Below are 26,411 nucleotides of genomic sequence, written 5' to 3'. Positions count from 1 at the left end.
TCGCGATAAACTATTTGCATGACATAAATTGTCGTATATTACTGGATATTTTGACTTAAAATGTCAATAATGGTTTCAATATTTTGTGATATAGATTATAAATGATATTAAATATCGTCTAAGAACACATATAATCTATTATTAGTTATGCACTTAATCTCTAGGAGTAAGAATGTCTTCACACAAATGGCACTGGTTACATAGCCCAATTACAGGCGGTGTATTATTGGTTCTCGCCGCATCCATTGCACTTATTTGGGCAAATCTAGCCCCTGAACTCTACCATCACTTTTGGCATGACACACTGTGGGAGTTCTCTACTGGCTTAGATGATAAATCACATGCGATTAACTTACACAAAATTGCTAATGAATTCCTAATGGCAATCTTCTTCTTCTTTATTGGATTAGAAATTAAACGGGAATTATTAGACGGAGAGCTTTCGAGTGTGCAAAAAGCGATGTTACCGCTATTTGCTGCATTAGGTGGCGTTATTCTTCCTGCGAGTATTTATTACTTCTTTAACTCCGGCCTCCCCTCTGCCAATGGCTGGGGCATTCCAATGGCAACCGATATCGCCTTTGCACTTGGTGTATTAGCCATTGTTGGTAGTCGTGTTCCGGTGACGCTTAAACTATTCCTATCCGCCTTAGCCATCGGCGATGATTTAATGGCCGTTATTGTTATTGCCATATTCTATACCGAGCAAATATTTGTTAATGAATTATTAGTCGGATTAGTTGGTTTAATTATTTTAGCTCTGGCCAACAAATCAGGCGTTCGTAGCCCAATATTTTACTATACCATTGGCCTTTCGATTGTATGGATAAGCTTCTTAGCCTCTGGCGTGCATGCAACAATTGCAGGTGTTGCCGTTGCATTTACAATCCCATCACGTCGTGAAATATCGATGGATAGCTATATTAATCAAACAAAACTATTGCTTGATGACTTAGAAGATCAGCGTCATTGTCAGCAAGATGTATTAACGCATAAAGCCATTACTGCGCTGCAAAAAATTAAAAAACTTAGCTTTCAAGCTGCTAACCCTCTACAACTTAAAGAAGAAGCACTGCATCCAATCTCAACGTTATTTATTGTACCGTTTTTTGCACTGGGTAATGCCGGCGTGATCATTGATAAAGGTATGCTAGACCAACTTACTAACCCTGTCGTATTAGGTATTTCTTTCGGCTTAATAATTGGTAAGCCAGTAGGCATTTTAATATTTACTAAACTGCTCACTATTTTAAATTGGGGGCGTTTACCTGCAGGTGTAACGTGGACGCATGTTATTGGTGCCGGTTTCTTAGCTGGGATGGGCTTTACCATGTCACTATTTATTACTGACCTCGCTTTCAAAGATCCAGAAATGCAAATTATTGCTAAGGTATCAGTACTCGCCGCATCGATTATTTCCGGTATCATTGGTTATATAATTTTAATACGTAGTAAACCTATTGCAGCTAAGGCATAAAAGAATGGATGACCAACAATATTTAAAAAAAATGAAAGCGGTAAAAGAGAAGCAAGATCAAAAAATAGCCGCAGCTAATCAAGAACGTGGTGTATCTATTTTACTTGCAGGACCAGGCAAAGGAAAAAGTAGTTCCGCTTTTGGTATGTTAGCCCGCTCTCTTGGCCATGGTCATAAAGTGGCTGTGGTGCAATTTTTAAAAGGTGCGATGTCGACGGGGGAAGAGAAATTTTTCACGACGCATGAAAATGTAGATTGGTTCGCGATGGGTGATGGTTTTACCTGGGAAACACAAAATAGAGAAAATGATATTGCTAGTGCCGAAAAAGCTTGGGCAAAGGCTGAACAGCTACTCGCTGACAGTCGTTATAATCTCGTTATTCTAGATGAAATTACCTATATGTTTAAGTATCAGTACTTAGATATTGAGCCAACGTTAACGGCATTAAAAAAGCGTCCAGAAATGATGAGCGTGGTGTTAACCGGTCGAGGCCCTAAAAAAGCATTAATCGAAGCCGTTGATACCTACAGTTTAATCCTAGAAGAAAAGCATGCATTTAAAGCCGGTGTAAAAGCACAGGCTGGCATTGAATGGTAATTTTACAAACGATCAGTTTTTAGCTGTCACCTATCAGTAAAAACCACGATGCTCAGTATTGAGTATCGTGGTTTTAGAAGAAACAAACTAATCACTGAAAACTTAAAGGCGACAATTTATTAACGTTATTTAATACCCGAATGACGCAATAATGCATCGATATTGGGTTCACGTCCCATAAAGCCTTTAAATAACGCCATAGGCTCTTCGCTTCCCCCTTTCTCTAGAATTGCTTTTTTAAATGCCTCACCTGTTTTTTCATTAAAGATACCTAATTCTTCAAATCGAGAAAATGCATCAGCAGACAAGACTTCAGCCCATTTATAGCTGTAATAACCAGCTGCGTAACCACCTGCAAATATATGACTAAAACTATGTTGGAAGCGATTAAACTTAGGAGGCACAATAACCGCAAACTTCTCACGAATACTATCCAATACTTGCTGTACTTGCGCGCCCTGCTCTGGGTTATATTGATGATGTAACATAAAGTCAAATAATGAAAACTCTAGCTGACGCACCATCATTAATGCGCTGTTGTAATGTTTCGCAGCCAACATTTTATCGAGTAATTCAGTAGGTAATGTTTCTCCTGTTTCAACATGCCCCGAAATTAACGCTAATGCTTCTGGTTCCCAACACCAGTTTTCTAAGAATTGACTTGGTAATTCAACCGCATCCCACGCGACACCATTGATTCCAGAAACACCCGCAGATTCAATTTTAGTTAGCATATGATGTATCCCATGACCAAATTCATGGAATAATGTAATCACTTCATCGTGGGTAAATAACGCAGGTTTATCACCAACAGGCTTACTAAAGTTACAGGTCAAATAAGCAACCGGTAATTGTAAATCTCCGTTTACTAAACGACGGCGTACACGGCAATCATTCATCCAAGCCCCACCACGTTTGAACTCACGGGCATACAAATCAAGGTAGAAACTGGCAATATGAGTTGACTCTTGGTCATAAATTTCAAAGAAACGAACATCTTTATGCCAAGTATCAAAATCAAACACTTCTTTAATAGTTAAGCCAAAAAGCTTATTAACCACTGAGAATAAACCATTAACGACTTTATTTTCTGGGAAATAAGGACGTAACAGTTCATCTGAAATAGAATATCGATGTTGTTTTAATAGTTCAGAATAGTAACTTAAATCCCAAGACTCCAATTTATCGAGTCCATCTAATTGGTTCGCAAAAGCTAATATTTCATCGCGTTCAGCAATCGCTTGTGGGTAGGATTTTTCAGCTAATTCAGTTAAAAATGTAATTACCTGTTGTGGAGATTCAGCCATTTTAGTCGCGAGGCTATATTCACCGAAATCATTAAAATCAAGTAGCTGTGCCTTTTCATGACGTAGAGCTAACAATTGTTCAATAATTTTTGAGTTATCAAACTCACCGGCATTCGGGCCTTGATCCGATGCTCTTGTTGCAAAGGCTTGATAAACTTCTTCACGTAATTCACGATTTTTTGCATAGGTAATAACAGGTAAATAGCTTGGAAATTCAAGAGTCAATAAATAACCATCTAGATCCTTTTGTTCTGCAGCTTGCTTTGATGCTGCTAATGCGCTTTCAGGTAATCCCTCCAACTCATTCACATCGGTAATTAACTTACTCCAAGCGAGTGTTGCATCCATCACATGATTACTAAACGTCGATTGTAACGAAGCAATTTCCTGAGAGATTTCACCATAACGTTGCTTTTTCTCATTCGGTAAGGCAATACCTGATAATTTAAAATCACGTAGAGCATCATTAATCACTTTTTTTTGCTCGACCTTCAAGCTGTCAAAGGCTTCACTATTTGCAATGCTCAGGTAGGCTTCATACAAACCTTGATGTTGACCAATATAAGTACCGTACTCTGCAAATAACGGTAAACATGCATCATGTGCTGCGCGTAACTCATCATTACTCACAACGGCATTCATATGCGAAATAGGTGACCACATTTTAGAGAGTTGATCATCCGATTCATCGAGAACATTAACAAAGTTATCCCAAGTAAATTCTGTCAAACTGGCAAGTTTTTCTTCAATTAATGCTTTATTTTTAGCGATTGCTTGTTCTATATCAGAAACAATATTTTCAGATTTAACCTGACTAAATAATGGTAAATCATTAGCAGGGGCAGTGCTTAGCTTTTGAGTATTTTCCATAGAAGTTTTCTCAATAAAAGGAATGGTTATTAATATAATTGGGACTTTTAGTTTAAAAATCAACCCCATTTATTCCTATCAGAACCATAAACAATAACGATTGATGTAATTTTCTTTACTCTTCACGGGCAACTCTCTTGAGCTAATATATACTAAGCTATACTGTAGCGTTAAATACATAGATAACGCGCTGTTAAATAAACTTAAATGACGACTGTAAACTGACCTTTAAATTGTAAAATAACTCGGACCTTAACATGGAATTAAAAAGAATTTTTTCAGTATTTAAGCCATTAATAATCAATCATCGTCTTTCCAATCGTTTATTAGCTTATATTTTATTATGCAGCGGCGCCCTTGCAATTATCATTACAGTCCTTCAACTATTATGGGACTACAAACAAGATGTAGGGAAAATAGAAGAAAGTATCGGCCAAATTGAGTCTAGTTTTTTACAACCGATGGCTGCCAGTTTATGGAACCTAGACGAAGAGCAAATTGAAATTCAAATAGCTGGGATTATGAAGCTCTCAGATATGCAATTTGTTAGAATCAATGAAGTCATTGGTAATACAGAAGTCCCAATGATTAAAATGGGTGATGAAAGAGAAAGATACGACATTAGTCGTGAATTCAAGCTCGTTTATCAAGATGAAGTTGTTGGCAACTTATTTGTGGCCGCATCATTAACCAAGGTTTATGACCGTTTAAAAGAGAAATCGTTACTTATCTTAATCACTCAGTCGATTAAAACACTGATCGTTTCCTTGTGTATCCTGATGATTATCTATTATATGGTGATTCGCCATATCAATAAAATAGCCATACATACGCGAAATCTAGAACTCAATGCAGACAATGAAGAACTACGACTAGACGGCCTCCGCGATATCGAGTCTCCCGATGAACTTGACGAATTAGTTTTCCTACTCAATCAAATGCAGAAAACCATTATTACCGAACTCAATAATAAAAAACAAATTATTGGAGAATTGCAGCAGGAGAGAGATTTCTCAACCACCATCATTAACTCCTCCAGCACTGTTATTTGTTGTCTCGGCAAAAATCTAGAAATACTAACCATTAATCCTGCAGCAGTCCTGCTAACAGGCTATATCCAAAGTGAATTATTAAATTGCCAATGGGGAAATATCTTTGTAGTTGAAGAGCGAAGAGCAGATATTTTAAACCAACTTAATACGAATAAGCCAATCGATGGTCTCGAAATTAATATGCCGGATAATGCAGGTGGCGTGAACACATTACTCTGGACTTTCTCCCCTTTTTACGAGGGAGAAGAAATTAAGTATATGATTGGTTTTGGGCACGATATTACGCCACAAAAACAAGTTGAAGTTGAAATTAAACGACTCAACGATCAATTAGAAGAAAAAGTGAATCAACGTACTTCAGCACTGACTGAAAGCAATAAACAAATAACACAAACGCTCGATCAGCTACAACGTACACAGCAAAATTTAGTCGAATCTGAAAAAATGGCTTCATTAGGTGGGTTAGTGGCGGGTGTTGCACATGAAATTAATACCCCTATCGGCATCAGTGTTACCGCTGCCTCCTTCCTACAGGATGAAATAAAAACATTAAGAAAAAAACTTGAAGAAAACACGCTTAGTCGCAGATATTTGGAAAAACTACTCGATCGAATTACTGAATCTGGCAACTTATTAAATAATAATCTCAACCGAGCTGCTAATTTAATCAGTAGCTTTAAACAAGTCGCGGTAGACCAATCTAGTGAAGCTTGTTACACATTCAAACTATCGGATAATATCAATCAGGTTATTACATCCTTTAAACACAAATTAAAACAAAACCATTGCCAAGTGAATGTAAGCTGTCCAAAAGATCTTGATATATATAGTTTTCCAGGAAGCTTTTCTCAAATTTATTCAAACCTGATTCTTAATTCATTAATTCATGGGTTCGAAAATTGGTCTGGTAAATGTGAAATTTACATTGATATCACACTAAAACATGATCACTTGTATATTGATTATCGCGATACCGGAAAAGGGATTACAGAAGCAATTATCGATCGCATTTTTGATCCCTTTGTCACTTCAAAACGTGGAACAGGTGGAAGTGGATTAGGTACTCACATTATTTACAACATTGTGAATCAATTATTGAAAGGAGATATTCAGTATATTCATGAAAAAGGAGGGGCACACTTTAAAATATCATTACCCTATACTACTGAAAAAAAGACAGAAACAGAAAATAGTTAACCGATTCTATGCCGACTCCGTTTCTTTCAAGGAAGTCGGCGGCAACCATTTTAGTCTTCTTCTATTTCATCAATAACATCAGTGTGTTGTTCATCTAAAGCGTACCAAGATGCAATTTTTTTCTCTAAAATATCCACGCCAAACCCCTTCAATGAAGAAAACAATTCAACTTGTACATCTCCTTCAAAGTTTTTAGCTTCTTCACGCATTTTTAATAGCGTATTTTTACGTGCCCCCTGCTTTAATTTATCTGCTTTTGTTAATAGCGCTAAAACGGGAATATCGGCATCAATGGCCCAGTAAATAAGCTGCTGATCTAAATCTTTAAAGGGATGACGAATATCCATTAAGACAACCAATCCTTTTAGCGACTCACGCTGTTGTAAATATTCACCTAATGATTTTTGCCACTTCAGCTTCATCTCAAGCGGTACTTTTGCAAAACCGTATCCAGGTAAATCGATTAAGCGCTTACCCTCTTCAATTTCAAAAACATTAATCAATTGGGTACGACCTGGTGTTTTACTCGTTCTAGCGAGACTTTTTTGACGTGTAAGTCGATTTAAAGCACTTGATTTACCTGCATTAGAACGGCCTGCAAAAGCAATTTCAATCCCACTTTCCGGTGGCAAATGCTTGTCTAAATGACGAATATCTGGTGCGCTAATTAAAAAACGCGCTTTTTGAAAATGTATTTTTTGAGATTCCAAGATATGCCTCGCGTAGCTGATGCAGCTAAATAGTAATGTTAAAATTTGCGCTTATTGTACAGGCTTTAAAAAACAAATGGCGAAAATTATCGCCCTCCTTTTAACACTTACTTTATCGCGCTTTGATTAACTTTTTAAACCCGTTGAAATCTGCTATTCTGCGTTCACTCAGTACAGAGAAAAAATTCAAGGTAAATAATAATGTCACGTATCAAAAAAAGCCGCACTGCAGGTAATTCAGAAGAAAAATTCAGTGGGCAGCGTAAAGAAACATCAACACAATCGCAAGAAGCTCGCGAGCGTAAGCGTAAAGCAAAACTAAAAGGCAACAAAGCAGGCGCACGTAATGTTATTGAATCCAAACAAACACAAAATAAAAATGTAAAAAAGGCCGAAAATGATAAATTAATTGGTAGTAAAAAACCGATTGCATTAACACCTCAAGATAAACCACAACAAGTAGCAAAACCCAAGGTCGTTTTACAGCCAAAGGTTAAGGTCATTAAAAGTCCAGTTGAAACGAAACCGAAACTTTCTCCTGAAAAAGAAGTGGCGTTAATTGAAAACGATGAACGTTTAAACGACTTACTGGAACAACTTGATAATGAAGAAACTATTTCGGCAGAAGACCAAAAATGGGTTGATAGCCAAATGGATCGTCATCAAGCATTAATGCAACAGTTAGGCTGGTTAGATGATGATGGTGAAGAAGATTTACTTCAACAATTTGAAGATGCGAGTTCAGCACTCGATGAATTTAAGCATTAACGAGAAATTGCATGCAATTAGATTATTTACTCGCTGCGTTAGCAGTTATTGTTATCCTTGGTTTGGCATTTTATGCAGGAATATTAATCAGTAAGATTAAAATACAGACTAAGCGAAATGAACAACAAAAAGCAGCGCAACAAGAAAAGAAACAGCAACGCAATGATAATATTTGTGACAGTATTCGTGTCATTGCACTCGCCACTACCCAGAAACAATGCAATGTTTCAGAAGCGGCTATTCGCTTAACGATATTGCTAGAAACATTGGTTATTGAACAACCTATCGATGTCGATAAAGATTATCCGGCAATTTCAGCTTTATTTCAAAAAGTAAAAGACATGCCGACGCACGATAAACGTAAGGATGTTCCTGCAAAAGAACTCAAAAAATTAGACTTAAAACGTTTGGCGTTTGAAAGCGAACTTGAAGAAAAAATTATTGCAGAAGCCACCCTGCTCGTTGATTTTTCAGTTTAAAAAGAGAAAGTAAATGCAAAAATTCATTTGGGATCAAGCGCTCATTGAAAAATATAACTACAGTGGGCCAAGATATACATCTTACCCGACTGCATTAGAATTTGATGAAAGCTTTAAGTATTCACAGCTTATCGCTGCCGAAAATGATTACCCTAAGCGCCCTCTTTCTCTGTATGTACATATTCCGTTTTGTCATAAACTTTGTTATTTCTGTGGTTGTAATAAAGTCATCACTCGTCACCAAAATAAAGCCGATAAATACCTCGACTATCTTGAACTAGAAATCAATGCTCAAGCGCCACATTTTACCAATCGCCAAGTCACACAATTACATTGGGGCGGTGGCACACCTACTTTTTTACTGCCTGCACAAATCACTCGTTTAATGACGCTATTACGAAACAATTTCAACTTCCAAGACAATGCAGAATTAAGTATTGAAGTTGATCCAAGGGAATTTGAGTTAAGCACGATTGATCACCTTGCAAAGGAAGGTTTTAATCGCCTTAGCTTAGGGGTACAAGATTTTAATAAAGAGGTACAAAAAGCCATTAATCGCGAGCAGGATGAAGATTTTATTGGCCAAATATTAGCGCGCGCGAAACAACAAGGTTTTCAATCTACAAATCTAGATATGATTTATGGTTTACCCTTACAAACAAAACAAACATTTACAGATACACTCAAGAAAGTGACCGCATTAGCTCCCGCACGTTTATCAATTTTTAATTACGCCCATATGCCGACTCTATTTGCTGCACAACGTAAAATCAATGAAGATGATATGCCTAAACCTGCGGAAAAACTGGCGATGTTACAGCATACTATTGAATATTTAACCGAAGCGGGTTATCAGTTCATTGGTATGGATCATTTTGCCAAACCTGATGATGAGTTAGCCATTGCACAACAGCAAGGCGTCTTGCATCGCAACTTCCAAGGCTACACAACTCAAGGGGAAGCCGATCTGCTTGGACTTGGTGTTTCAGCAATCAGTCAAATTGGCAAAACCTATTCGCAAAACCAGAAAAAACTGAATAATTATTACACCCAAATAGACGAATTTGGCCATGCGCAATGGCGTGGTGTTTCATTGAATCAAGATGATTTAATTCGCCGAGAAGTGATCAAAAAATTAATTTGTAATTTCACTTTAAATATAAAACAAATTGAAGATAAGTTTGATTTAATCTTTAATGAATATTTTGCTGAAGACATAACACTACTACAGTGCTTTATCGACGACCAATTAGTTGAAAAAACTAAGACTGATATTAATGTACAACCAAAAGGACGCCTATTAATTCGAAATATTTGCATGTGCTTTGATGTCTATTTACGTCAAAAAGTACGTCAGCAACAATTTTCTCGAGTAATATAAATGATTACAACAACACCAAAAATAGGACGCTATTATATTGGTATCATGTCGGGTACGAGTTTAGATGCCATCGACTTGGTCATCGCACAACGTACAAGTCAAGGTTTCCAACAAGTAGCAGGAATTGCTTACCCTCTTCCAGATAAATTACGTCATCAGTTATTAACAATATGCATTGATAAGCATGTCGACCTACTAACCCTAGGTGAAGTCGATCATCTTTTCGCTTTGATCTGTACAAAAGGCATCAATCAACTCCTTCGTTCTGCTAACTTTTCAGCTCAGCAAATATCAGCAATCGGTAGCCACGGTCAAACCATTTTTCATAGCCCCCTTGGTCAATATCCTTTTACTCAGCAAATTGGTGATGCCAATCTTATTGCAGCTAAAACAGGAATTTCTTGCGTAGCCGACTTTCGAAGAATGGATATGGCCTACGGCGGGCAAGGTGCTCCACTCGTGCCAGCATTTCATCAAGCATTATTCGCAAAAGCCAATGAAAAACGCGTTATTCTTAATATTGGAGGCATTGCTAACGTCAGCCTACTAACGTCCACCAACAAGGTGCTTGGATATGACACAGGCCCAGGAAATATGTTGATGGATGCGTGGATAAACAAAATTCAGGGGAAATTCTTCGATCAAGACGGACAATTTGCGAAACAAGGCAACTTACAAATAACATTACTTGAAAAACTATTAGCAGAACCCTATTTTGCTCAGCTTCCCCCCAAAAGTACAGGTCGAGAAAAATTTAATATTAATTGGCTAGAACAACAATTAGTAGATAGCAATTTCACTGCAGCAGATATCCAACGAACACTACTCGAATTTACCGCTATAACAATCAGTGAACAAATCAATCACTTTAGTACGCATTGCGATGTATTTGTTTGTGGCGGTGGTGCACTGAACGCATTTTTAATGACTCGTTTACAACGTTTAATGCCTGAGCATACCGTCAGAGATACAAGTATACTGAATATTGACCCGATGTATGTCGAAGCGATTGCCTTCGCTTGGTTAGCAGAGCAACGGATATTAGAAAATCCAATTCCTCTTAAAGCAGTAACAGGGGCTCATCAAGATGCTATTTTAGGTGCTGTTTATCTTCCGTAGGATACCTAATACCTTTACTCCGGTAGTAAAGGTAAAACATTGCATGAAAAGCCATTAATACGCCACTTGCAACAAACGTTAATAATAAAGCAATAGTTGCAACATGCTCAGGAGCAGATTGAAAGCTAAAAACCAATCCCAAAGCGCTCCCCATTAGCAATAGCACATTTATCCACATACACCGCCGACAACGCCCTAATTTCTCTCTAAAAATATTATCTCTACATGATTTACAAACCATCTCGATCACGCTCTCCATTACCATTCAATACCATTATTTTATCCAACACCATTATTTCATTTGATACTGATCGCAAAATCATTTATTTTCTTAATTTATAACGTTAATTGATTGGAAAAAAGATGAAATTTATTGGTGCACATGTAAGTGCTAGTGGTGGTGTTTTTAATGCACCTAAAAATGCACATGACATCGGTGCTACCGCTTTTGCACTTTTCACCAAAAACCAACGGCGCTGGGAAGCTAAACCGTTAGATGAACAAACGATCAACAGGTTTAAAACTGCCTGCCAGCATTACCGTTTTAATGCAGCACAAATTTTGCCACATGACTCTTATCTCATCAATCTTGGTCATCCAGAAAAACAGGCGTTAGATAAATCTAAACATGCATTTTTAGATGAAATGCATCGCTGCCAACAATTAGGATTAACGTTACTCAATTTTCATCCTGGTAGTCATCTTAATAAAATAAGCGAAAAGGATAGTTTGCTGCGTGTTGCGGACTCGATCAATCAAGCATTAGCACAAACCGAAACAGTAAAAGCGGTCATTGAAAATACCGCAGGGCAAGGTTCAAATTTAGGTTACCGATTTGAACAATTAGCAACGATTATCGAAAATATAGACAATAAAAAACGTGTAGGAGTGTGTATCGATACCTGCCACACCTTTGTTTCCGGCTATGATTTGCGCACAACTGAAGATTGTGAACAGACATTCAACGCTTTTTCAGACATTGTTGGATTTGAATACTTGAGTGCGATGCATTTAAACGATAGTAAAGTACCACTCGGAAGCCGTGTTGATCGACACGCACCATTAGGCTTAGGAGAAATAGGCTGGGATTGTTTTCAATATATTATGGAAGATAATCGGTTTGACGAAATTCCCATGGTACTTGAAACAACAGACCAATCCCGATGGCCTTTTGAGATACAACAATTAAACAGTTGGGCAACATAAAAGCAAAGGTAAGCGAATATCACAAATACACGATTTTCCTTGGTCAATATTAGTACCAAGGTCGCTATCAAAAAAATTTAATTTTTAATGTCCCAATAATTAACGTTAGAATAAGAATTATTCGCGTTTTACAATACTATTATCTTCAAGTCATTCTGAGATAAAACATGATAGTATGAATACCCATTTAAAAACAGAGGCAACGATGTCTATATTTCAAGCACTTAATGATGCGATACAAACCTACCTCACACCAGAGCAGTGCTTGTTCATTGAACGGGCCTACAAATATGCGAATGCGGCTCATAGTGGAGTAACGCGTGCTAGTGGTGAACCTTACATCACGCATCCTGTTGCTGTTGCCGAAATTCTTGCTGATATGAAATTAGACCACGAAGCAATTGCTGCTGCGTTAATGCACGATGTCCTTGAAGATACTGATATCACGCATGAACAAATGGCTAAAGACTTCAACCCAGGTGTGGCAGAATTAGTTGAAGGCGTCACAAAATTAGACAAATTTAACTTTGAAAATAGGGAACAAGCACAAGCAGAGAATATTCGAAAAATGCTTATTGCTATGTCGAAAGACTTCCGCGTAATGCTCATTAAACTTGCCGATCGTGTTCATAATATGCGTACATTAGGCTCTTTACGCCTTGATAAACGCCGTCGAATTGCCCGAGAAACCTTTGAAATTTTCACACCTATTGCAGAGCGCTTAGGTTTACATAATATTAAAAATGAATTAGAAAAATTAGCCTTTAAAGCACAAAGCCCCGCACGCTATATGGTATTAGATGAAGCCATTAAAAAAGCACGCGGCAATCGCAAAAACTTTATTCAAGGTATTTGTGATGAAATATCGAATAAATTGAACAAAAAAGGCATCGATGCGAATGTCTTTGGACGTGAAAAACACCTTTACAGTTTATATCAAAAAATGCGTAAAAAAGGCTGCCAATTCCACGATGTGATGGATGTTTATGCATTCCGTATTATTGTTAAGGATCTCGATACCTGTTATCGCGTACTTGGCCAAATGCATCACCTTTATCAACCTAAGCTAGAACACTTTAAAGATTATATCGCTATTCCAAAGTCTAATAGTTACCAGTCTTTGCATACTACACTTGTCACCCATCATGGCGTGAATATTGAAGTGCAAATCCGCACCGAAGATATGGATGTTGTTGCAAACCAAGGGATTGCTGCGCATTGGAGTTATAAAGAAGGAAAAGGTAATTCTAACCTCACCGCGCAACTACAAACGCGCAATTGGTTCCAAGGACTCTCTGAATCTGAAGACAATACAACAAACTCTCTTACTTTATTAGAAAACATCAAAAAAGAGCTGGGTAATAATGAAATTCATGTATTAACCCCTCAGGGAAAAGTACTCGTTTTACCCGCACTTGCAACACCCGTTGATTTTGCCTATGCCCTACATACAAAACTAGGCCATCGCTGCAAAGGTGCAATGGTTGATAATGAATATGCACTACTAAGTGAAAAACTTGAAAGTGGTCAAACAATTCGTATCATCACATCTGCAGAACCGAATCCACAAGCGGAATGGTTAAATTTTGTAGCGACCCATAAAGCGCGTAACAATATTCGCCAATACCTAAGACAGCAACCCAGTGAAGTAACGATTCCTAAGGGACGTAAATTACTAAAACAAGCGTTAAATAAAACTAACTTAACTGATATTCACCAAGATAATATTAACAAGGTGATCGCCGACCATCATCTGAAAGACTTTAATGCGCTTTTAGAGGAAATAGGCAGTGGCAAATTATTAAGCAAAGTGATTGCGCGTCGCTTACGTGGTAATGCCGATGAACTAACAGAGTCACCGACTAAACAAGCTTCGCGACAAAGTGCAATTAAAGGCACGGAAGATATGATGGTTTCCTATGCTAATTGCTGTAAACCATTACCCGGTGATCCGATTGTAGCGTATACCAGCCCGGGCCGAGGGTTAGTCGTGCACCTTCAAAATTGCCACAATGTGAATAACTTTAAAAAAGAGCCTGATAAATATATCTCTGTTGAGTGGGATATGAACTTTATGGATCAATATGAGTATTCGGCAGACCTTGATATTACGATGGTTAACCATAAGGCACGATTAGCTAAACTATTTACCATAATAGGTAAGAGTAACGCCAATATTACAGACCTTAAAACAACAGAACTCGCAGATGACCTTTATGCGATTAATATTACTTTAACCGTCATTAACCGTATTCATTTATCACGTGTTATGCGTCAACTGAAGAAATTGCCGAGTGTAAGAAGCATTCGACGTAGCAATAATAAAAAAATAGATAAGCGAGATATCATCAGTGAAATCGAATAAACTTATAATAATATTACTTTCATCACTCTTTTTATTTGCTTGTGAGACCACTTCAACTGCAGGTACACAACCGATCACGTTAGATAAAATCCAGCATCAATGGGTATTAACTAAGGTGGATGACCAGGTAATAGATCCTGCAATCAACAGTACTTTCAACATATCGACTGAAAATAAAGCATCGGGAAACCTAGCTTGTAATCTTTTTTTTGGTGAGGTCTCAGTACAGGATAATAAACTGAAAATAGCCAAAATGGGGAGCACACGAAAAATGTGCCAAACTCAGGCAATGCAAATCGAATCAAGTATCACGAGTGTATTAACCGATTGGTCTGAGGTTGCTATCTTAGATAAAACACTCACCTTAGTCGGTGCCTCACATCAATTAACCTATCAATTAAACGAATAAATTATTGAGACTGGGCATATTCATTAATCACCGCTAAAAACTCACTGCCGTACTTATCTAATTTGATATGTCCAACGCCACTAACATTAAGGAACTCACTTCCCGTCAGTGGCATCAGTTCACTCATTTCAGATAATGAAACGTCACTAAAAATAATATACGGCGGTAAATCTTCCCGATCAGCAATCTGCTTACGTAGCATCCGCAAGCGAGCAAAGAGCTTATTGCCCGCTCCATTTACACCCATACCTCGTTTTTTCTTCGTTTTCACCATCTGTAATCTTGGTACAGCAAGTTGTAATGCAACCTCCCCTTTCAATACGGGACGCGCAGCTTGCGTTAACTGTAGAGCAGAGCCTCGAGTTAAATTCTGCATCAATAAACCACGATGAATTAACTGTCTTAAAATACCTAACCAATGCTCCACGGGTAAATCATTACCGATGCCAAAGGTTGATAACTTATCATGACCCAAACTTTTAACACGTGCAGTCTGTGCGCCACGCAACACTTCAACCACATATCCCATGCCATAGTGTTGTCCTGTACGATAAACGCAAGACAGAATTTTTTGAGCATCCTGTGTCGCATCGTAACTTTTAGGTGGATCTAAGCAGACATCACAGTTACCACAGGCCTTATTACTATATTCACCGAAATAATTCAGTAAAACTTGGCGGCGGCAAGTTTGTGCTTCAGCAAAAGCCACCATCGTATTGAGTTTATGAAGCTCTATACGTAATTGCTCTTCATTTTCATTTTTCTCAAGCAAACCTCGCACGCGTGCAGAATCTGCTGGATCATAAAATAACATTGCCTGCGCGGGTAAGCCATCACGCCCAGCTCGGCCGGTTTCTTGATAATAGGATTCGATATTTTTAGGGATTTCATAGTGCACGACAAAACGAACATTAGGTTTATCGATACCCATACCAAAAGCCACCGTAGCGACAACAATATCGACTTCATCTTTAATAAACAGATCTTGTACTTTTTGACGCTCTTCTAGCGGTAACCCAGCATGGTAACAACGCGCATTCAGCCCCTTTGCAATCAGCTTTTGGCTTAACTCTTCGGTGCGTCGCCGACTAGTACAATAAATAATACCGCTTTCTTGCTTATGTTCTGCCATATAATTAAATAATTGAATTAAAGGCCGGTATTTTTCAATCAACAGATATTCAATATTGGGACGATCAAAACTATGAATAGCAACAAAGGGATTATCGAGCTTTAAGCGAGCTAAAATATCCTGTTGTGTGGCATGGTCTGCCGTTGCGGTTAACGCGACCAAAGGAACCTCTGGAAAACGTTCCTTTAGTTGACCCAATAATGCATATTCAGGACGAAAGTCATGTCCCCACTGAGAAATACAATGTGCTTCATCAATGGCAAACAAATTTACGGGTAGATGAGATAAACGCTCAGTAAAATCGGCTCTTAACAGACGCTCAGGCGCAATATACACCAATTTCAACTTACCCTGGTACATCTCATTAAGAATTTGATTTTGTTCTTGATAGGATAAACTGGAGTTAAGGTACGCTGCTGCGACACCACATGCTCGTAGTGTATCAACTTGGTCTTTCATCAAAGAAATTAATGGTGAGATAACAAAACAAATACCAGGGCGCATAAGTGCAGGTATTTGAAAACATAAACTTTTACCACCCCCTGTTGGCATAACAACCAGCGCATCGTTACCGTTATATAACTGATTAATAATCTGCTCTTGGCCTTCCCTAAAGTCGGTATACCCAAATACATCAAACAAAATTTGCTGTGCATTAGAGGAAGGTTGTTGATCGTTCATGCGTAACCTGAGCTTAAAGTAAAAGGGTCATTGTAATTCAGACAGCAACAAAAATCAGCTTAATAAACAACACAATTTCGACCATTATGTTTTGCGCGATAAAGTTGCTTATCGGCCTCACTGATATGCCAATCCATATCCTGTTTTACATCAAAGCGGGATAATCCAGCGCTTATCGTGATACCACGATTAGTTATTTGATGTAAAACGTCATCATTTGCTATTTTAATACGTAGTCGCTCTGCCAATTTATAGGCTTCTTGCAGGGTGATATCAGGTAACAATATAACAAACTCTTCACCTCCCCAGCGCGCGATGATATCAGGTAAACGTAAGCTATTTTGTAATATTTCCGCACAACGGGCTAACACTTTATCCCCTTGAACATGGCCAATAGTGTCATTGACCTCTTTAAAAAAATCGATATCGAGCATTAACACAGCCATTTCACGTCCAAGACGAGTACAACGCGATGCTTCTTTTTGATATTGAATGGTAAAAGAAGCACGATTAGATAAGCCCGTTAGGTGATCATTCCAAGCGACTTTTTCTAATCGCTCCTGATATCTAGAAATTGTTTTAAAAATCAACAACAACACAACAGATAACAAAATCAGGCTAATCACAATATTAATGATAAGTGGCTTAAAAACAGCCGGATTAATGTTACCCGTTTCAGCTTCAACACATAAAACAAGATCTAATTCTTCAACATAACGTGTAATCAGTAAATAACTCTTACCGTCATTTTGATAAGCAAAAGTACCTTCTTTATGGGTTAATATATTATCAGCGAAGTCCTCTATACCGACTTTTCTATGTATATTATTAGTCTCAGCATGCTCATTACCAAACAATAAAATATCGCCATATTTATTAATAAGGAAAACACTTTTCCCATATTTTTCATAATATAGGTCAAACTGGTTCTTAACATTATTAATATTTAAACCAACCCCAGTCACCCCCATAATATTATTATTTTTATCGCGAACTTTCACATTAATAAAAATAGCTAATTGATTGGCGTTTGACATATCAGGGTCAATATTTAATTCAGATTCAGCATCGGTATCTCGAAAATTAAAATACCAATCATCGACGGGATTATTCCCTGAAATTTTTTTTAATAAACCACCAGCATAAAAATATTGTTTGCTCGTTTCAGAAACAAAAAATGCAGTGAATAAACCATATTCTTCTTTTATATGGTTCAAATATTGGGTGATTTCATCAACGTCATTGCTTTCACTTTCAACCCAACTGTGTAAGAAAGTATCATTCGCCATTAGCGAAGAAACTAGTTGCGGCATTAACAAATCGCGTTGTATATCAGAATAAACATTATCTAATGTAAGGGGCATTTCATGATTAATTAAAGAATTTAATGCCTGTTGTTGGGATATTTTAAAACTAAATATCGCACTGATTAAAAAGCCTAAAATAATCAGAGAGCTTATCGCCATTAACATGCGTTGTTTAAAACTCATTAATCTTCTCGTTATATTATAAAAGCGAAAAATCTTTACTAAACCGCTCAACTTCATCCCAATCTGTTAATTCCATATCAATACTTTTATCCGTGCTACCGCCGGTTATTTTCATTATTAATTGAATAATTAAGGTCTGCCACCAATTATAACGAGAATACATCAAGGAACCAGCAAAGACGCCTTTAAACCTCGGCTGCCATTGTGATAAACGAAGGAACTTGGTCATATAAACATTATTCTCTGGAATTGCTTTTTCAGGCTTACGCGCGGTTAAACAAACCACAAACAAAGCATTCGGCATCGTGTCAAGTTGTGCTTTATGTTTCTGAACGAATGTAAGAATATTCTTACGGAAATTTCCATACCGAACAGAAGCCCCAATTAAGACTTTATTGTATTGACTAAAATCGCATTCCTGCTGCTTATCGATATTCATCACAGTGAACTCCCCGTCAATTAACGAGGTTATTTTGTTGATGATTTTTAAGGTTTGTCCATCTACCGATGAATATATAACGAGTGTTTTTGAGGTCATACTAGTTTTTCCAAAATGCAGGTGTAAAGAGCACCAATAAAGTAAATATTTCTAATCGCCCGAATAACATAGCTAAAATCATAATCCATTTTGATGCATCGTTAACATCGTTAAAATGAAGTGCAACGGAACCTAATCCGGGCCCTAAATTGTTCAACATCGCCGCCGTCGCAGAAAATGCACTAAGTTCATCTAACCCAGCCATTAATAACGCAAGCATACAAACGATAAACACCAGCGCATAGGTAGAAAAGAATCCCCAAATAGCATCAATTACCCGATCGGGCAAGGCTTTATTACCAAGCTTAATCCGATAGATTGCCTTAGGGTGAATCAGTCGCTTTAATTCCCTTAGCCCTTGTATATTGAGTAATAATACACGAATAACTTTTAAACCACCGCCTGTCGAGCCAGAACACCCACCAATAAAACTAGAAATAACTAATAAGACGGGTAAAAATAAAGGCCAATCGGAAAAAGTAGTTGTCGTAAAACCCGCCGTGGTTGAAATGGAAACGGCTTGAAATAATGATTGTGAAAAACTCGTCTCGATTGAGTCATAGATCCCATGGTTCATTAACGTTGTAAAACAAATAGCGGTTAATAACGCCTGAATAAAGATAAATGCACGTACTTCAGGATCGTATACATAGGTTTTTAACGATAACTTTTTCGCTGAGAAAACACTAAAATGCAGCGTATAATTAACCCCTGAAATTAACAAAAAAGCCACGGTGATAAAATTAATCAAATCACTATTAAAATAGCCAATGCTCGCATCATGTGTTGAAAACCCACCAATAGATACCGTTGAGAAGCTATGGCAAAGGGCGTCAAAAAGACTCATGCCAGCAAGCCAAAATGCCAACATACAAGCAAGGGTTAAGCATAGATACACATACCAAAGTGCTTTAGCTGTTTCAGCAATACGCGGGGTCACTTTAGAATCTTTAACCGGGCCCGGCATTTCCGCGCGATACAACTGCATGCCACCAATACCAAGCATCGGTAAAACAGCAACGGCAAGTACAATGATTCCCATCCCACCGAACCATTGTAACATTTGACGATAAAAAACAATTGATTTAGGCAACGAGCTAATTTGCTCAATCACCGTTGCTCCCGTTGTGGTTAATCCAGAAAAAGACTCGAAAAATGCCGAGGCGACACTCATATCAATACTACTACTCATCATAAACGGAATAGCACCAACACTGCCAAGTGTGACCCAAAACAACACCACAATTAAAAACCCTTCACGGACTTTGAGCTCTCTTTTAACTCGTCGGTTTGGCATCCATAAACTAATACCGATCAGCAAGGTCACCGTAAATGCGGCAAAAAAATCACCGCCACCGCCGTCTTTATAAATAGAAGCAATTAATATCGGTGGTAACATTGTCAGACTAAATAAGCCGATTAAAATGCCCACAATTCGAATAATAGATCTAAAAATCACGAGGATACTTCATTCTTTGTAACCTGATTAGATAGTTTTTTCGCAACAACTTTTCCCTGTGTTATAGCCGTAAGACGTTCAATAAATTGATCGGTAAATGCTTGATCAACTTCAATCAAAGCGGTAATAGATGCTAAATATTCAACTGAAACAAGTCGCCCAGATACTGATTCTAGTATAGTTTCCAATAATGATAATTGTGCATAATCACACTCAATTTTATAACCTTGGTAAAAGCGTTTTTCAATTGTATTCATTTCCGGTATTAATTGTTGAATGCCATTAGAATACGCACGCACTAATCCGCCTGTTCCTAATTTGATACCGCCAGAATAACGTACCACTACGGCCACCATTTCACCAACATCAGTGCCCTGCAACAAACTCATCATTGGCTTGCCCGCTGTTCCCTTAGGCTCCCCATCATCACTACAACCCATTTGTACACTATCCTTGGGACTTGCAGCAATATATGCCCAACAATGGTGTCGAGCTTCTTTATGCAAATTCTTAATAGACTCTATATAATCAAAAGCCTGCTGCTTTCCTTCGATATGAGCAAGATAAGTAATAAATCGACTTTTCTTGATCACCTCTTGAAAAGAAAGCTCTCCCTGTAAAATTAAATAAGGTTCCGTGGTCAATATTAAACTCCAAAAAATAGACGATTAATTCACGTCTAGCAAATCAACATTTTTTTCCTTGCTGACTGTTCAGCTTAAAGTATCATAGCGGTTTATAATAAACGCGATCAAAGTAAGCTATTCATTAATGCGTTAAGGTTGCTTTCACCTTTTGCTAAAGTAAACTCTCACTAAATATTAACAGGCGATTTACCCATGAACAAAAATACTGGATTTAAGCGCGTACTCCTTGCTACCGGTTATTCCATAAAAGGCATCAAAAGCGCCTTCAAGCATGAAGCTGCGTTCCGCCAAGAAAGCATACTCGCTGCGATTTTTATTCCACTGGCCTTTTTTTTAGATGTCAGTCAGGTAGAACGAATTTTATTAATTATTCCTTTTGTATTAGTAATGATACTAGAAATAATTAACTCAGCGATTGAAGCTGTCGTTGACCGAATCAGTTATGAACAACATAAACTAGCCGGACGGGCTAAAGACATGGGTTCAGCCGCTGTTTTTATTGCTTTGATTTTGACCGCATATATTTGGATTGAAATCCTTTTTTTCTAAACGCTTTAACACACTAGGATTTTAAATGGCTGACAAACCACCCTATTCAGCAAAACAAAATAAAACACTCTCTCCGATTAAAACCGTTCCGCATTCTTTTGAAGCAGAACAAGCAATTATCGGTGGGCTACTATTAAACAATGATGCATGGAATGACGTGGCTGAACGCGTCGTTGACCGTGACTTTTATCATCGAGCTCACCGTCAAATATTTTCCACCATTGAGCAACTTAGTAGTGAAGATGTCCCGGTTGATTTAGTCACACTTTCAGAGCACCTCGATAATAAGCAAGAACTCGAAGGCGTTGGTGGCATCGCCTATCTCGCCGAGTTATTACAAAATACGCCCAGTGCGGCAAATATTAACAATTATTCCGATATAGTACGCGAACGCGCCATTGTTCGCGAATTAATTGGCGTTGCGAATGAAATTGCTGAAGCCGGCTATGAGACAGAGGGCCGAGATAGTTCCGAACTACTTGATTTTGCAGAAACAAAAGTATTCCAAATAGCCGAAGCAAGAAGCAATAAAAACGAAGGCCCACAGGCGATAAAAGATATTTTAAAAGAGACCGTCGCAAAAATTGATGATCTATGTAAAAACCCGCGCGATGGTATTACCGGATTGTCCTCAGGCTATAACGACTTAGATCAAATGACCACGGGATTCCAACCCGGCGATTTAATTATTGTCGCGGCTCGTCCATCCATGGGGAAAACAACATTTGCGATGAACTTGGCTGAACACGCCGCATTAAACTCTGACAAACCAACGCTTATTTTCTCCTTAGAAATGCCTGCAGACCAAATTATGAATCGTATGCTAGCCTCACTTGGGCGTATTGATCAGGGTAAAATTCGTACCGGTCAACTCGACGAAAATGATTGGGCATCACTGTCATCTACAATGTCGATTTTATTAAATCAAAGTAAAATGTTTATCGATGACAGTTCAGGCCTGACACCAACTGAATTACGTTCTCGAGCACGACGTATTGCACGTGATCACGGCGGTATCAGCATGATCATGGTCGATTATCTGCAATTAATGCGTGTCCCCTCTTTAAGCGAAAACCGTACCCTAGAGATCTCTGAAATTTCACGCTCATTAAAAGCATTAGCTAAAGAGCTTCGTTGCCCTGTTATTGCACTTTCTCAGCTAAACCGTGGTCTAGAGCAACGTGCCGACAAACGCCCCATCAACTCAGATTTACGTGAATCGGGTGCGATTGAGCAGGATGCTGATTTAATTATGTTTATATACCGTGATGAGGTCTATCACGAGGACAGTAATGACAAAGGCATTGCCGAAATCATTATCGGTAAACAACGTAATGGTCCAATCGGTAAAGTACGCTTAACCTTCCAAGGACGTTACTCTCGATTTGATGACTATACTGGTGCCGCCTATGACGGCGATGAGTAAACCATGTTGAATAATTAGGCATGAAAGTAATAACCAAAGCGGCCCTTTTTAATTATCAAATCCCCTTTGTAAAGGCGATCAACTTTAACGGTCATCTCTTAAAGCATCGCCACGGCTTAATACTGCAACTACAAAACAATCACGGTGATTGTCATTATGGTGAAATAGCACCTTTACCAGGCTTTAGTCGTGAAACGTTTTCCCAAGCAAAACAACAGATTATTTCCTGTCTTAATAAAGGAGTCTCTGATTTATCTGCTAGAGAAAATTTATATGCCAGCGTCAATTTTGGCTTAGATAGCGCTTTACAGCGACTTTCAACCCATGAATCGTCCCAAAATATGGATCCTATACCATTACTTCAAGGTGATAACATTGCATTAATCGAGCAATATAAAAAGCTCAATCACCCAGCACAAGTCAAACTTAAAGTTGCCAGACAACTTATTGAAAACGATATTTATTTATTTAATCAACTAGTGAGCCTAAATCCCAAAATTATGATCCGCTGTGATGCGAATCAACAATGGTCATATCAACAAGCGGAATTTTTTTTCAATAGTATCAATCGCGAACACCTTGAATATGTTGAAGAACCAACCGAAAATCATAAAATAAATATACAATTAGCAGAGAAAAATAAAATATATTTAGGGCTAGATGAAACCCTGCAAGATTTAGATTTTAATTATCAAGCACACGGTTGTATCAAAGCGCTTGTGTTAAAACCTACTTTAATTGGCTCATTGAACCGAGTCGAAAGGTTTATAGAATTAGCGATTCAACATAAACTTCAGGTGCATATTAGTTCATCCTTTGAGTCAGTTGTCGGGTTACAACAACTTATCGCACTCACTAATATTTATCAAAGGAGATGCTCGCTATCACTCGGTATCGATACATTAAAATACTTCCAAACAAATCTGTTAACCAATCCCTTACATATTACACAGGATATTAAAAAGTTGGAGTGCATATGGAAGTCCTATTAAATCAATGCCCTATCCGATACCATGCCATGCACACGCCCACAAATATTGCGATACAATCAGAACAACAAGCTTTCACCTATCAACAGCTTGATTTAGCGCTCAATCATTTAACAAAACAGTTATTCGATAAAGGCTTGCAAAAAGGCGATCGACTCGTCTGTATTGCGCCCAATTCAATTAAACTAGTTCTATTACAATTAAGCTGTATGCGTACAGGCATTATTTTTTGCCCGATCAATGCCCGTTTTAGCCAACATGAAATAGAGATACGATTAACAGTATTAAACAGCCAATTTATTTGGCATGAACAATGTCACTGTATTTTACCAACAAAATCATTGGCACTCGATTTCATTGCAACTGAAACAGAGCAACTATCAAAAGCACTATTACCTATCGACTCACAACGGGTTATTAATATTATATTTACCTCTGGCAGTAGTGGAAAACCAAAAGCGGTGATGCATAATATGCGTAATCACTTTTACAGTGCAATTGGATCACAAAAACTTATCCCTTTAATTGAAGGTGATCGTAATTTATTATCACTCCCTCTTTACCATATTAGTGGGTATGCCGCGGTCTTCCGCACCATGCTTGCTGGCGCAAGTTTAGTTTTTACCGAACAATCACTCACAACAAATTTATTGCAAACTTACAGCATTACACATCTTTCTCTAGTCGTAACACAACTTTACCGTTTACTAGAAGATCCACAGTTCAATCAACGTAACTTAGACATTAAGCATTTATTGCTTGGCGGGAGTGCTTTTGCTGAATCGTTACTCAATCAAACCTCACAACGAGGATTGCACTACCATCTCAGTTATGGACTCACTGAAATGAGCTCTCAAGTTGCAACATCCTGCGACAGCCAAACCCTATTAATTTTGCCGGATAGAGACGTTAAAATAGTTGATGGTGAAATATTATTGCGCGGTAAAACTCGTTTCGTTGGCTATTTTAATCATCAACAACCTAATCACTTTATTCCCGCTGAACAATGGCTTGCCAGTAAGGATATTGGTATTAAAGTGGGTAACCAACTAAAAATTATGGGCAGAAAAGACCGTCAATTTGTTTGTGCAGGTGAAAATATTCAACCCGAAGAGATAGAAGCGAGGTTAATCACATTAGATAATATAAAACAAGCTTACATTGTACCGATAGCAGATCCTTTACTTGGACATCGTCCCATTGCATTTATTGACTGGAAAAACACCCCATTGAGCGATGAACAAATCAATAAACATATGCGTCTTAAACTCTCGCCCCTAAAGTGCCCTTCTCACTACTTCCCTCTGCCTAGCCAGTCAAGCCTAAAAGTCTCATTATCAGCATTAGCAAAACAGGCCAAAATACTTGTAAATTAAAGGCTATCTTTACAGAATAGGTTTTTATTAAAGAATTAGGTAGAATATTCCATTATTATTAATTAGAGCACTTTTTTATGGCGCAATATGAATTAAAAATAGGTTTCTGCCACCCTAGATACTGGCTGGCTTGGTCAGGTATTCTGCTATTATTTATCACCTCATTCTTACCCTATAATGTGTTACTTCTTATTGGCAAAGCCTTGGGCAAACTTGCTTTTTACCTTGCTAAATCACGCCGTAAAATCGCCCAACGTAATATCGAAATATGCTTTCCAGCACTATCGCCTAAACAAGTGAATAAAAAGGTCCATAAAAATTTTGAAAATGTTGGTATCGCAATGCTTGAAATGGCAATGGCTTGGTTTTGGCCTCGTTGGCGTGTTAACAAATTACTAAAAGTAACCGGTATCGAACATATTGAGACAGCAAAAGAAGCCAATCAAGGCATCATTTTTCTTGGCGCACATTTCCTCACTTTAGAAATGGGTGCACGCGCACTAGGCATTGTACAACCTTGCTCTGCGGTTTATCGTAAACAAAAAAATCCGGTCTTAGATTATTGGTTTTATTGGGGTCGTATGCGTGAGCACAATGCCATGTTAGACCGCAAAGATCTAAAATCTATGCTTCGTACCTTAAAAAATGGGCACGCACTTTGGTATGCACCGGATCATGACTATGGCCGTCACAAAAGCAGTGTCTTTGCACGCTTTTTAACGGTAGAAAATGCAAATACAGTGGCTGGTACAAGTACATTAGCACGAGTAAAGAATAGCTGTGTAATCCCAGTATTTTTAAAACGCTTACCACGTTGTGAAGGCTATGAATTAGTGTTTTATCCCGCATTACAAAATTTCCCAACTCAAGATATCCAAGCCGATGCACGTACAACTAATCAAGAAATAGAAAAAATGATCGCCGAATGCGATGATCAATATATGTGGATGCATCGACGATTTAAAACACGCCCGAAAGGGGAAAAGTCTTTCTATTAATATCCATAAGTAACCCTGTAATTTAATGTAAATAAACGTTACTTATCATTAAATTGCAGGGACAAAGTCACAATTTACAACAATCCTAACGACGCTCTATATTATCACCAAGATTTAAAGATTATTGTATAGAATTATATTTTCAATCGAAAAATTAACGAATAAACAGATCAAAATTCTTGACATAT

General features: G+C 37.9%; 23 protein-coding genes. 15 read left to right on the top strand and 8 right to left on the bottom strand.

The genetic code is table 11. The features are described from left to right. Positions 1-172 precede the first annotated feature (172 nt). Both nhaA and cobO read left to right on the top strand, forming a co-directional pair. Complete coding sequence (gene nhaA, locus ACR30L_RS01020) at positions 173-1,477, top strand: Na+/H+ antiporter NhaA (RefSeq protein ID WP_435236193.1); 1,305 nt, start codon at positions 173-175, stop codon at positions 1,475-1,477. A gap of 4 nt (positions 1,478-1,481) precedes the next feature. After that, positions 1,482-2,075, top strand: coding sequence for a cob(I)yrinic acid a,c-diamide adenosyltransferase (gene cobO, locus ACR30L_RS01015; protein ID WP_435236192.1), 594 nt, complete (start codon positions 1,482-1,484; stop codon positions 2,073-2,075). A gap of 125 nt (positions 2,076-2,200) precedes the next feature. Here cobO and prlC read toward each other — a convergent pair whose 3' ends face one another. After that, positions 2,201-4,252 carry an oligopeptidase A gene (prlC, locus tag ACR30L_RS01010; protein WP_435236191.1) on the bottom strand — a complete coding sequence of 684 codons (2,052 nt, stop codon included), beginning with the start codon at positions 4,250-4,252 and terminating at the stop codon, positions 2,201-2,203. Positions 4,253-4,509: 257 nt separating this feature from the next. On the opposite strand from prlC, the gene ACR30L_RS01005 reads away from it, so the two are divergent. Further along, a complete protein-coding gene (locus tag ACR30L_RS01005) occupies positions 4,510-6,501 on the top strand; it encodes an ATP-binding protein (protein WP_435236190.1) in 1,992 nt (663 codons plus the stop codon). 50 nt (positions 6,502-6,551) lie between these two features. On the opposite strand, the gene yihA is transcribed toward ACR30L_RS01005, so the two are convergent. Next, positions 6,552-7,211 (bottom strand): ribosome biogenesis GTP-binding protein YihA/YsxC, encoded by a 660-nt coding sequence (gene yihA, locus ACR30L_RS01000; RefSeq protein ID WP_435236189.1) that lies wholly within the window; start codon positions 7,209-7,211, stop codon positions 6,552-6,554. A 201-nt stretch (positions 7,212-7,412) separates the two neighbouring features. On the opposite strand from yihA, the gene yihI reads away from it, so the two are divergent. From yihI to ACR30L_RS00980, 4 genes are read left to right on the top strand one after another with little or no spacing between them, the layout of a single operon-like run. Then, entirely contained in the window at positions 7,413-7,979 is a 567-nt protein-coding gene (gene yihI / locus ACR30L_RS00995) for a Der GTPase-activating protein YihI (RefSeq protein ID WP_435236188.1), read from the top strand. A gap of 11 nt (positions 7,980-7,990) precedes the next feature. After that, positions 7,991-8,458: a DUF2489 domain-containing protein gene (locus ACR30L_RS00990; protein ID WP_435236187.1), complete on the top strand. Its 468-nt coding sequence runs from the start codon at positions 7,991-7,993 to the stop codon at positions 8,456-8,458. Between the two features lie 13 nt (positions 8,459-8,471). Next, positions 8,472-9,839 carry an oxygen-independent coproporphyrinogen III oxidase gene (gene hemN, locus ACR30L_RS00985; protein WP_435236186.1) on the top strand — a complete coding sequence of 456 codons (1,368 nt, stop codon included), beginning with the start codon at positions 8,472-8,474 and terminating at the stop codon, positions 9,837-9,839. Continuing rightward, positions 9,840-10,958, top strand: coding sequence for an anhydro-N-acetylmuramic acid kinase (locus tag ACR30L_RS00980; RefSeq protein WP_435236185.1), 1,119 nt, complete (start codon positions 9,840-9,842; stop codon positions 10,956-10,958). On the opposite strand, the gene ACR30L_RS00975 is transcribed toward ACR30L_RS00980, so the two are convergent. After that, positions 10,930-11,199 carry a DUF3624 domain-containing protein gene (locus ACR30L_RS00975; protein WP_435236184.1) on the bottom strand — a complete coding sequence of 90 codons (270 nt, stop codon included), beginning with the start codon at positions 11,197-11,199 and terminating at the stop codon, positions 10,930-10,932. The two genes, ACR30L_RS00980 and ACR30L_RS00975, sit on opposite strands and share 29 nt — an antisense overlap. 122 nt (positions 11,200-11,321) lie before the next feature. Between ACR30L_RS00975 and nfo the strand changes: the two genes are divergently transcribed. From nfo to ACR30L_RS00960, 3 genes are all read left to right on the top strand, one after another. Next, positions 11,322-12,164 (top strand): deoxyribonuclease IV, encoded by an 843-nt coding sequence (gene nfo / locus ACR30L_RS00970; RefSeq protein ID WP_435236183.1) that lies wholly within the window; start codon positions 11,322-11,324, stop codon positions 12,162-12,164. Positions 12,165-12,369: 205 nt separating this feature from the next. Beyond that, positions 12,370-14,529 (top strand): RelA/SpoT family protein, encoded by a 2,160-nt coding sequence (locus ACR30L_RS00965; protein WP_435236182.1) that lies wholly within the window; start codon positions 12,370-12,372, stop codon positions 14,527-14,529. Further along, positions 14,516-14,938, top strand: coding sequence for an META domain-containing protein (locus ACR30L_RS00960; protein WP_435236181.1), 423 nt, complete (start codon positions 14,516-14,518; stop codon positions 14,936-14,938). The genes ACR30L_RS00965 and ACR30L_RS00960 overlap by 14 nt, the downstream gene beginning before the upstream one ends. Before the next feature lies 1 nt (position 14,939). Here the strand turns inward: ACR30L_RS00960 and recQ are convergent, their stop codons facing one another. The 5 genes from recQ to ACR30L_RS00935 are packed head-to-tail and all read right to left on the bottom strand — an operon-like array spanning position 14,940 to position 20,882. Continuing rightward, positions 14,940-16,751 (bottom strand): DNA helicase RecQ, encoded by a 1,812-nt coding sequence (recQ, locus tag ACR30L_RS00955; RefSeq protein WP_435236180.1) that lies wholly within the window; start codon positions 16,749-16,751, stop codon positions 14,940-14,942. A gap of 59 nt (positions 16,752-16,810) precedes the next feature. After that, on the bottom strand, positions 16,811-18,241 hold the full coding sequence (locus ACR30L_RS00950; RefSeq protein WP_435236179.1) for a sensor domain-containing diguanylate cyclase: 1,431 nt from the start codon (positions 18,239-18,241) through the stop codon (positions 16,811-16,813). Positions 18,242-18,257: 16 nt separating this feature from the next. Then, complete coding sequence (gene hemG, locus ACR30L_RS00945; protein ID WP_435236178.1) at positions 18,258-18,779, bottom strand: menaquinone-dependent protoporphyrinogen IX dehydrogenase; 522 nt, start codon at positions 18,777-18,779, stop codon at positions 18,258-18,260. Between the two features lies 1 nt (position 18,780). Continuing rightward, positions 18,781-20,238: a TrkH family potassium uptake protein gene (locus ACR30L_RS00940; RefSeq protein ID WP_435236177.1), complete on the bottom strand. Its 1,458-nt coding sequence runs from the start codon at positions 20,236-20,238 to the stop codon at positions 18,781-18,783. After that, positions 20,235-20,882 (bottom strand): YigZ family protein, encoded by a 648-nt coding sequence (locus tag ACR30L_RS00935; RefSeq protein WP_435236176.1) that lies wholly within the window; start codon positions 20,880-20,882, stop codon positions 20,235-20,237. Before ACR30L_RS00935 ends, ACR30L_RS00940 begins: the two co-directional genes overlap by 4 nt. Positions 20,883-21,077: 195 nt before the next feature. Here ACR30L_RS00935 and ACR30L_RS00930 point away from each other — a divergent pair, with 195 nt between their 5' ends. The 5 genes from ACR30L_RS00930 (at position 21,078) to lpxL (ending at position 26,223) form a co-directional block, all read left to right on the top strand. After that, positions 21,078-21,434 (top strand): diacylglycerol kinase, encoded by a 357-nt coding sequence (locus ACR30L_RS00930; RefSeq protein WP_435236175.1) that lies wholly within the window; start codon positions 21,078-21,080, stop codon positions 21,432-21,434. A gap of 25 nt (positions 21,435-21,459) precedes the next feature. Next, positions 21,460-22,860: a replicative DNA helicase gene (gene dnaB / locus ACR30L_RS00925; protein WP_435236174.1), complete on the top strand. Its 1,401-nt coding sequence runs from the start codon at positions 21,460-21,462 to the stop codon at positions 22,858-22,860. 20 nt (positions 22,861-22,880) lie between these two features. Continuing rightward, on the top strand, positions 22,881-23,852 hold the full coding sequence (menC, locus tag ACR30L_RS00920) for an o-succinylbenzoate synthase (RefSeq protein WP_435236173.1): 972 nt from the start codon (positions 22,881-22,883) through the stop codon (positions 23,850-23,852). Beyond that, positions 23,837-25,225, top strand: a complete 1,389-nt coding sequence (locus ACR30L_RS00915; protein WP_435236172.1) for an AMP-binding protein — start codon at positions 23,837-23,839, stop codon at positions 25,223-25,225. The genes menC and ACR30L_RS00915 overlap by 16 nt, the downstream gene beginning before the upstream one ends. Before the next feature lie 77 nt (positions 25,226-25,302). After that, complete coding sequence (gene lpxL, locus ACR30L_RS00910) at positions 25,303-26,223, top strand: LpxL/LpxP family Kdo(2)-lipid IV(A) lauroyl/palmitoleoyl acyltransferase (protein ID WP_435236171.1); 921 nt, start codon at positions 25,303-25,305, stop codon at positions 26,221-26,223. The last annotated feature ends 188 nt before the right edge of the window (positions 26,224-26,411 follow it).

Origin of the sequence: Psychromonas saccharinae (assembly GCF_051201515.1) — a bacterium.
Classification (GTDB): Bacteria; Pseudomonadota; Gammaproteobacteria; order Enterobacterales; family Psychromonadaceae; genus Psychromonas.
Note: the sequence above shows the minus strand (reverse complement) of the source record. Positions and strands in the feature narration are given on the sequence as shown.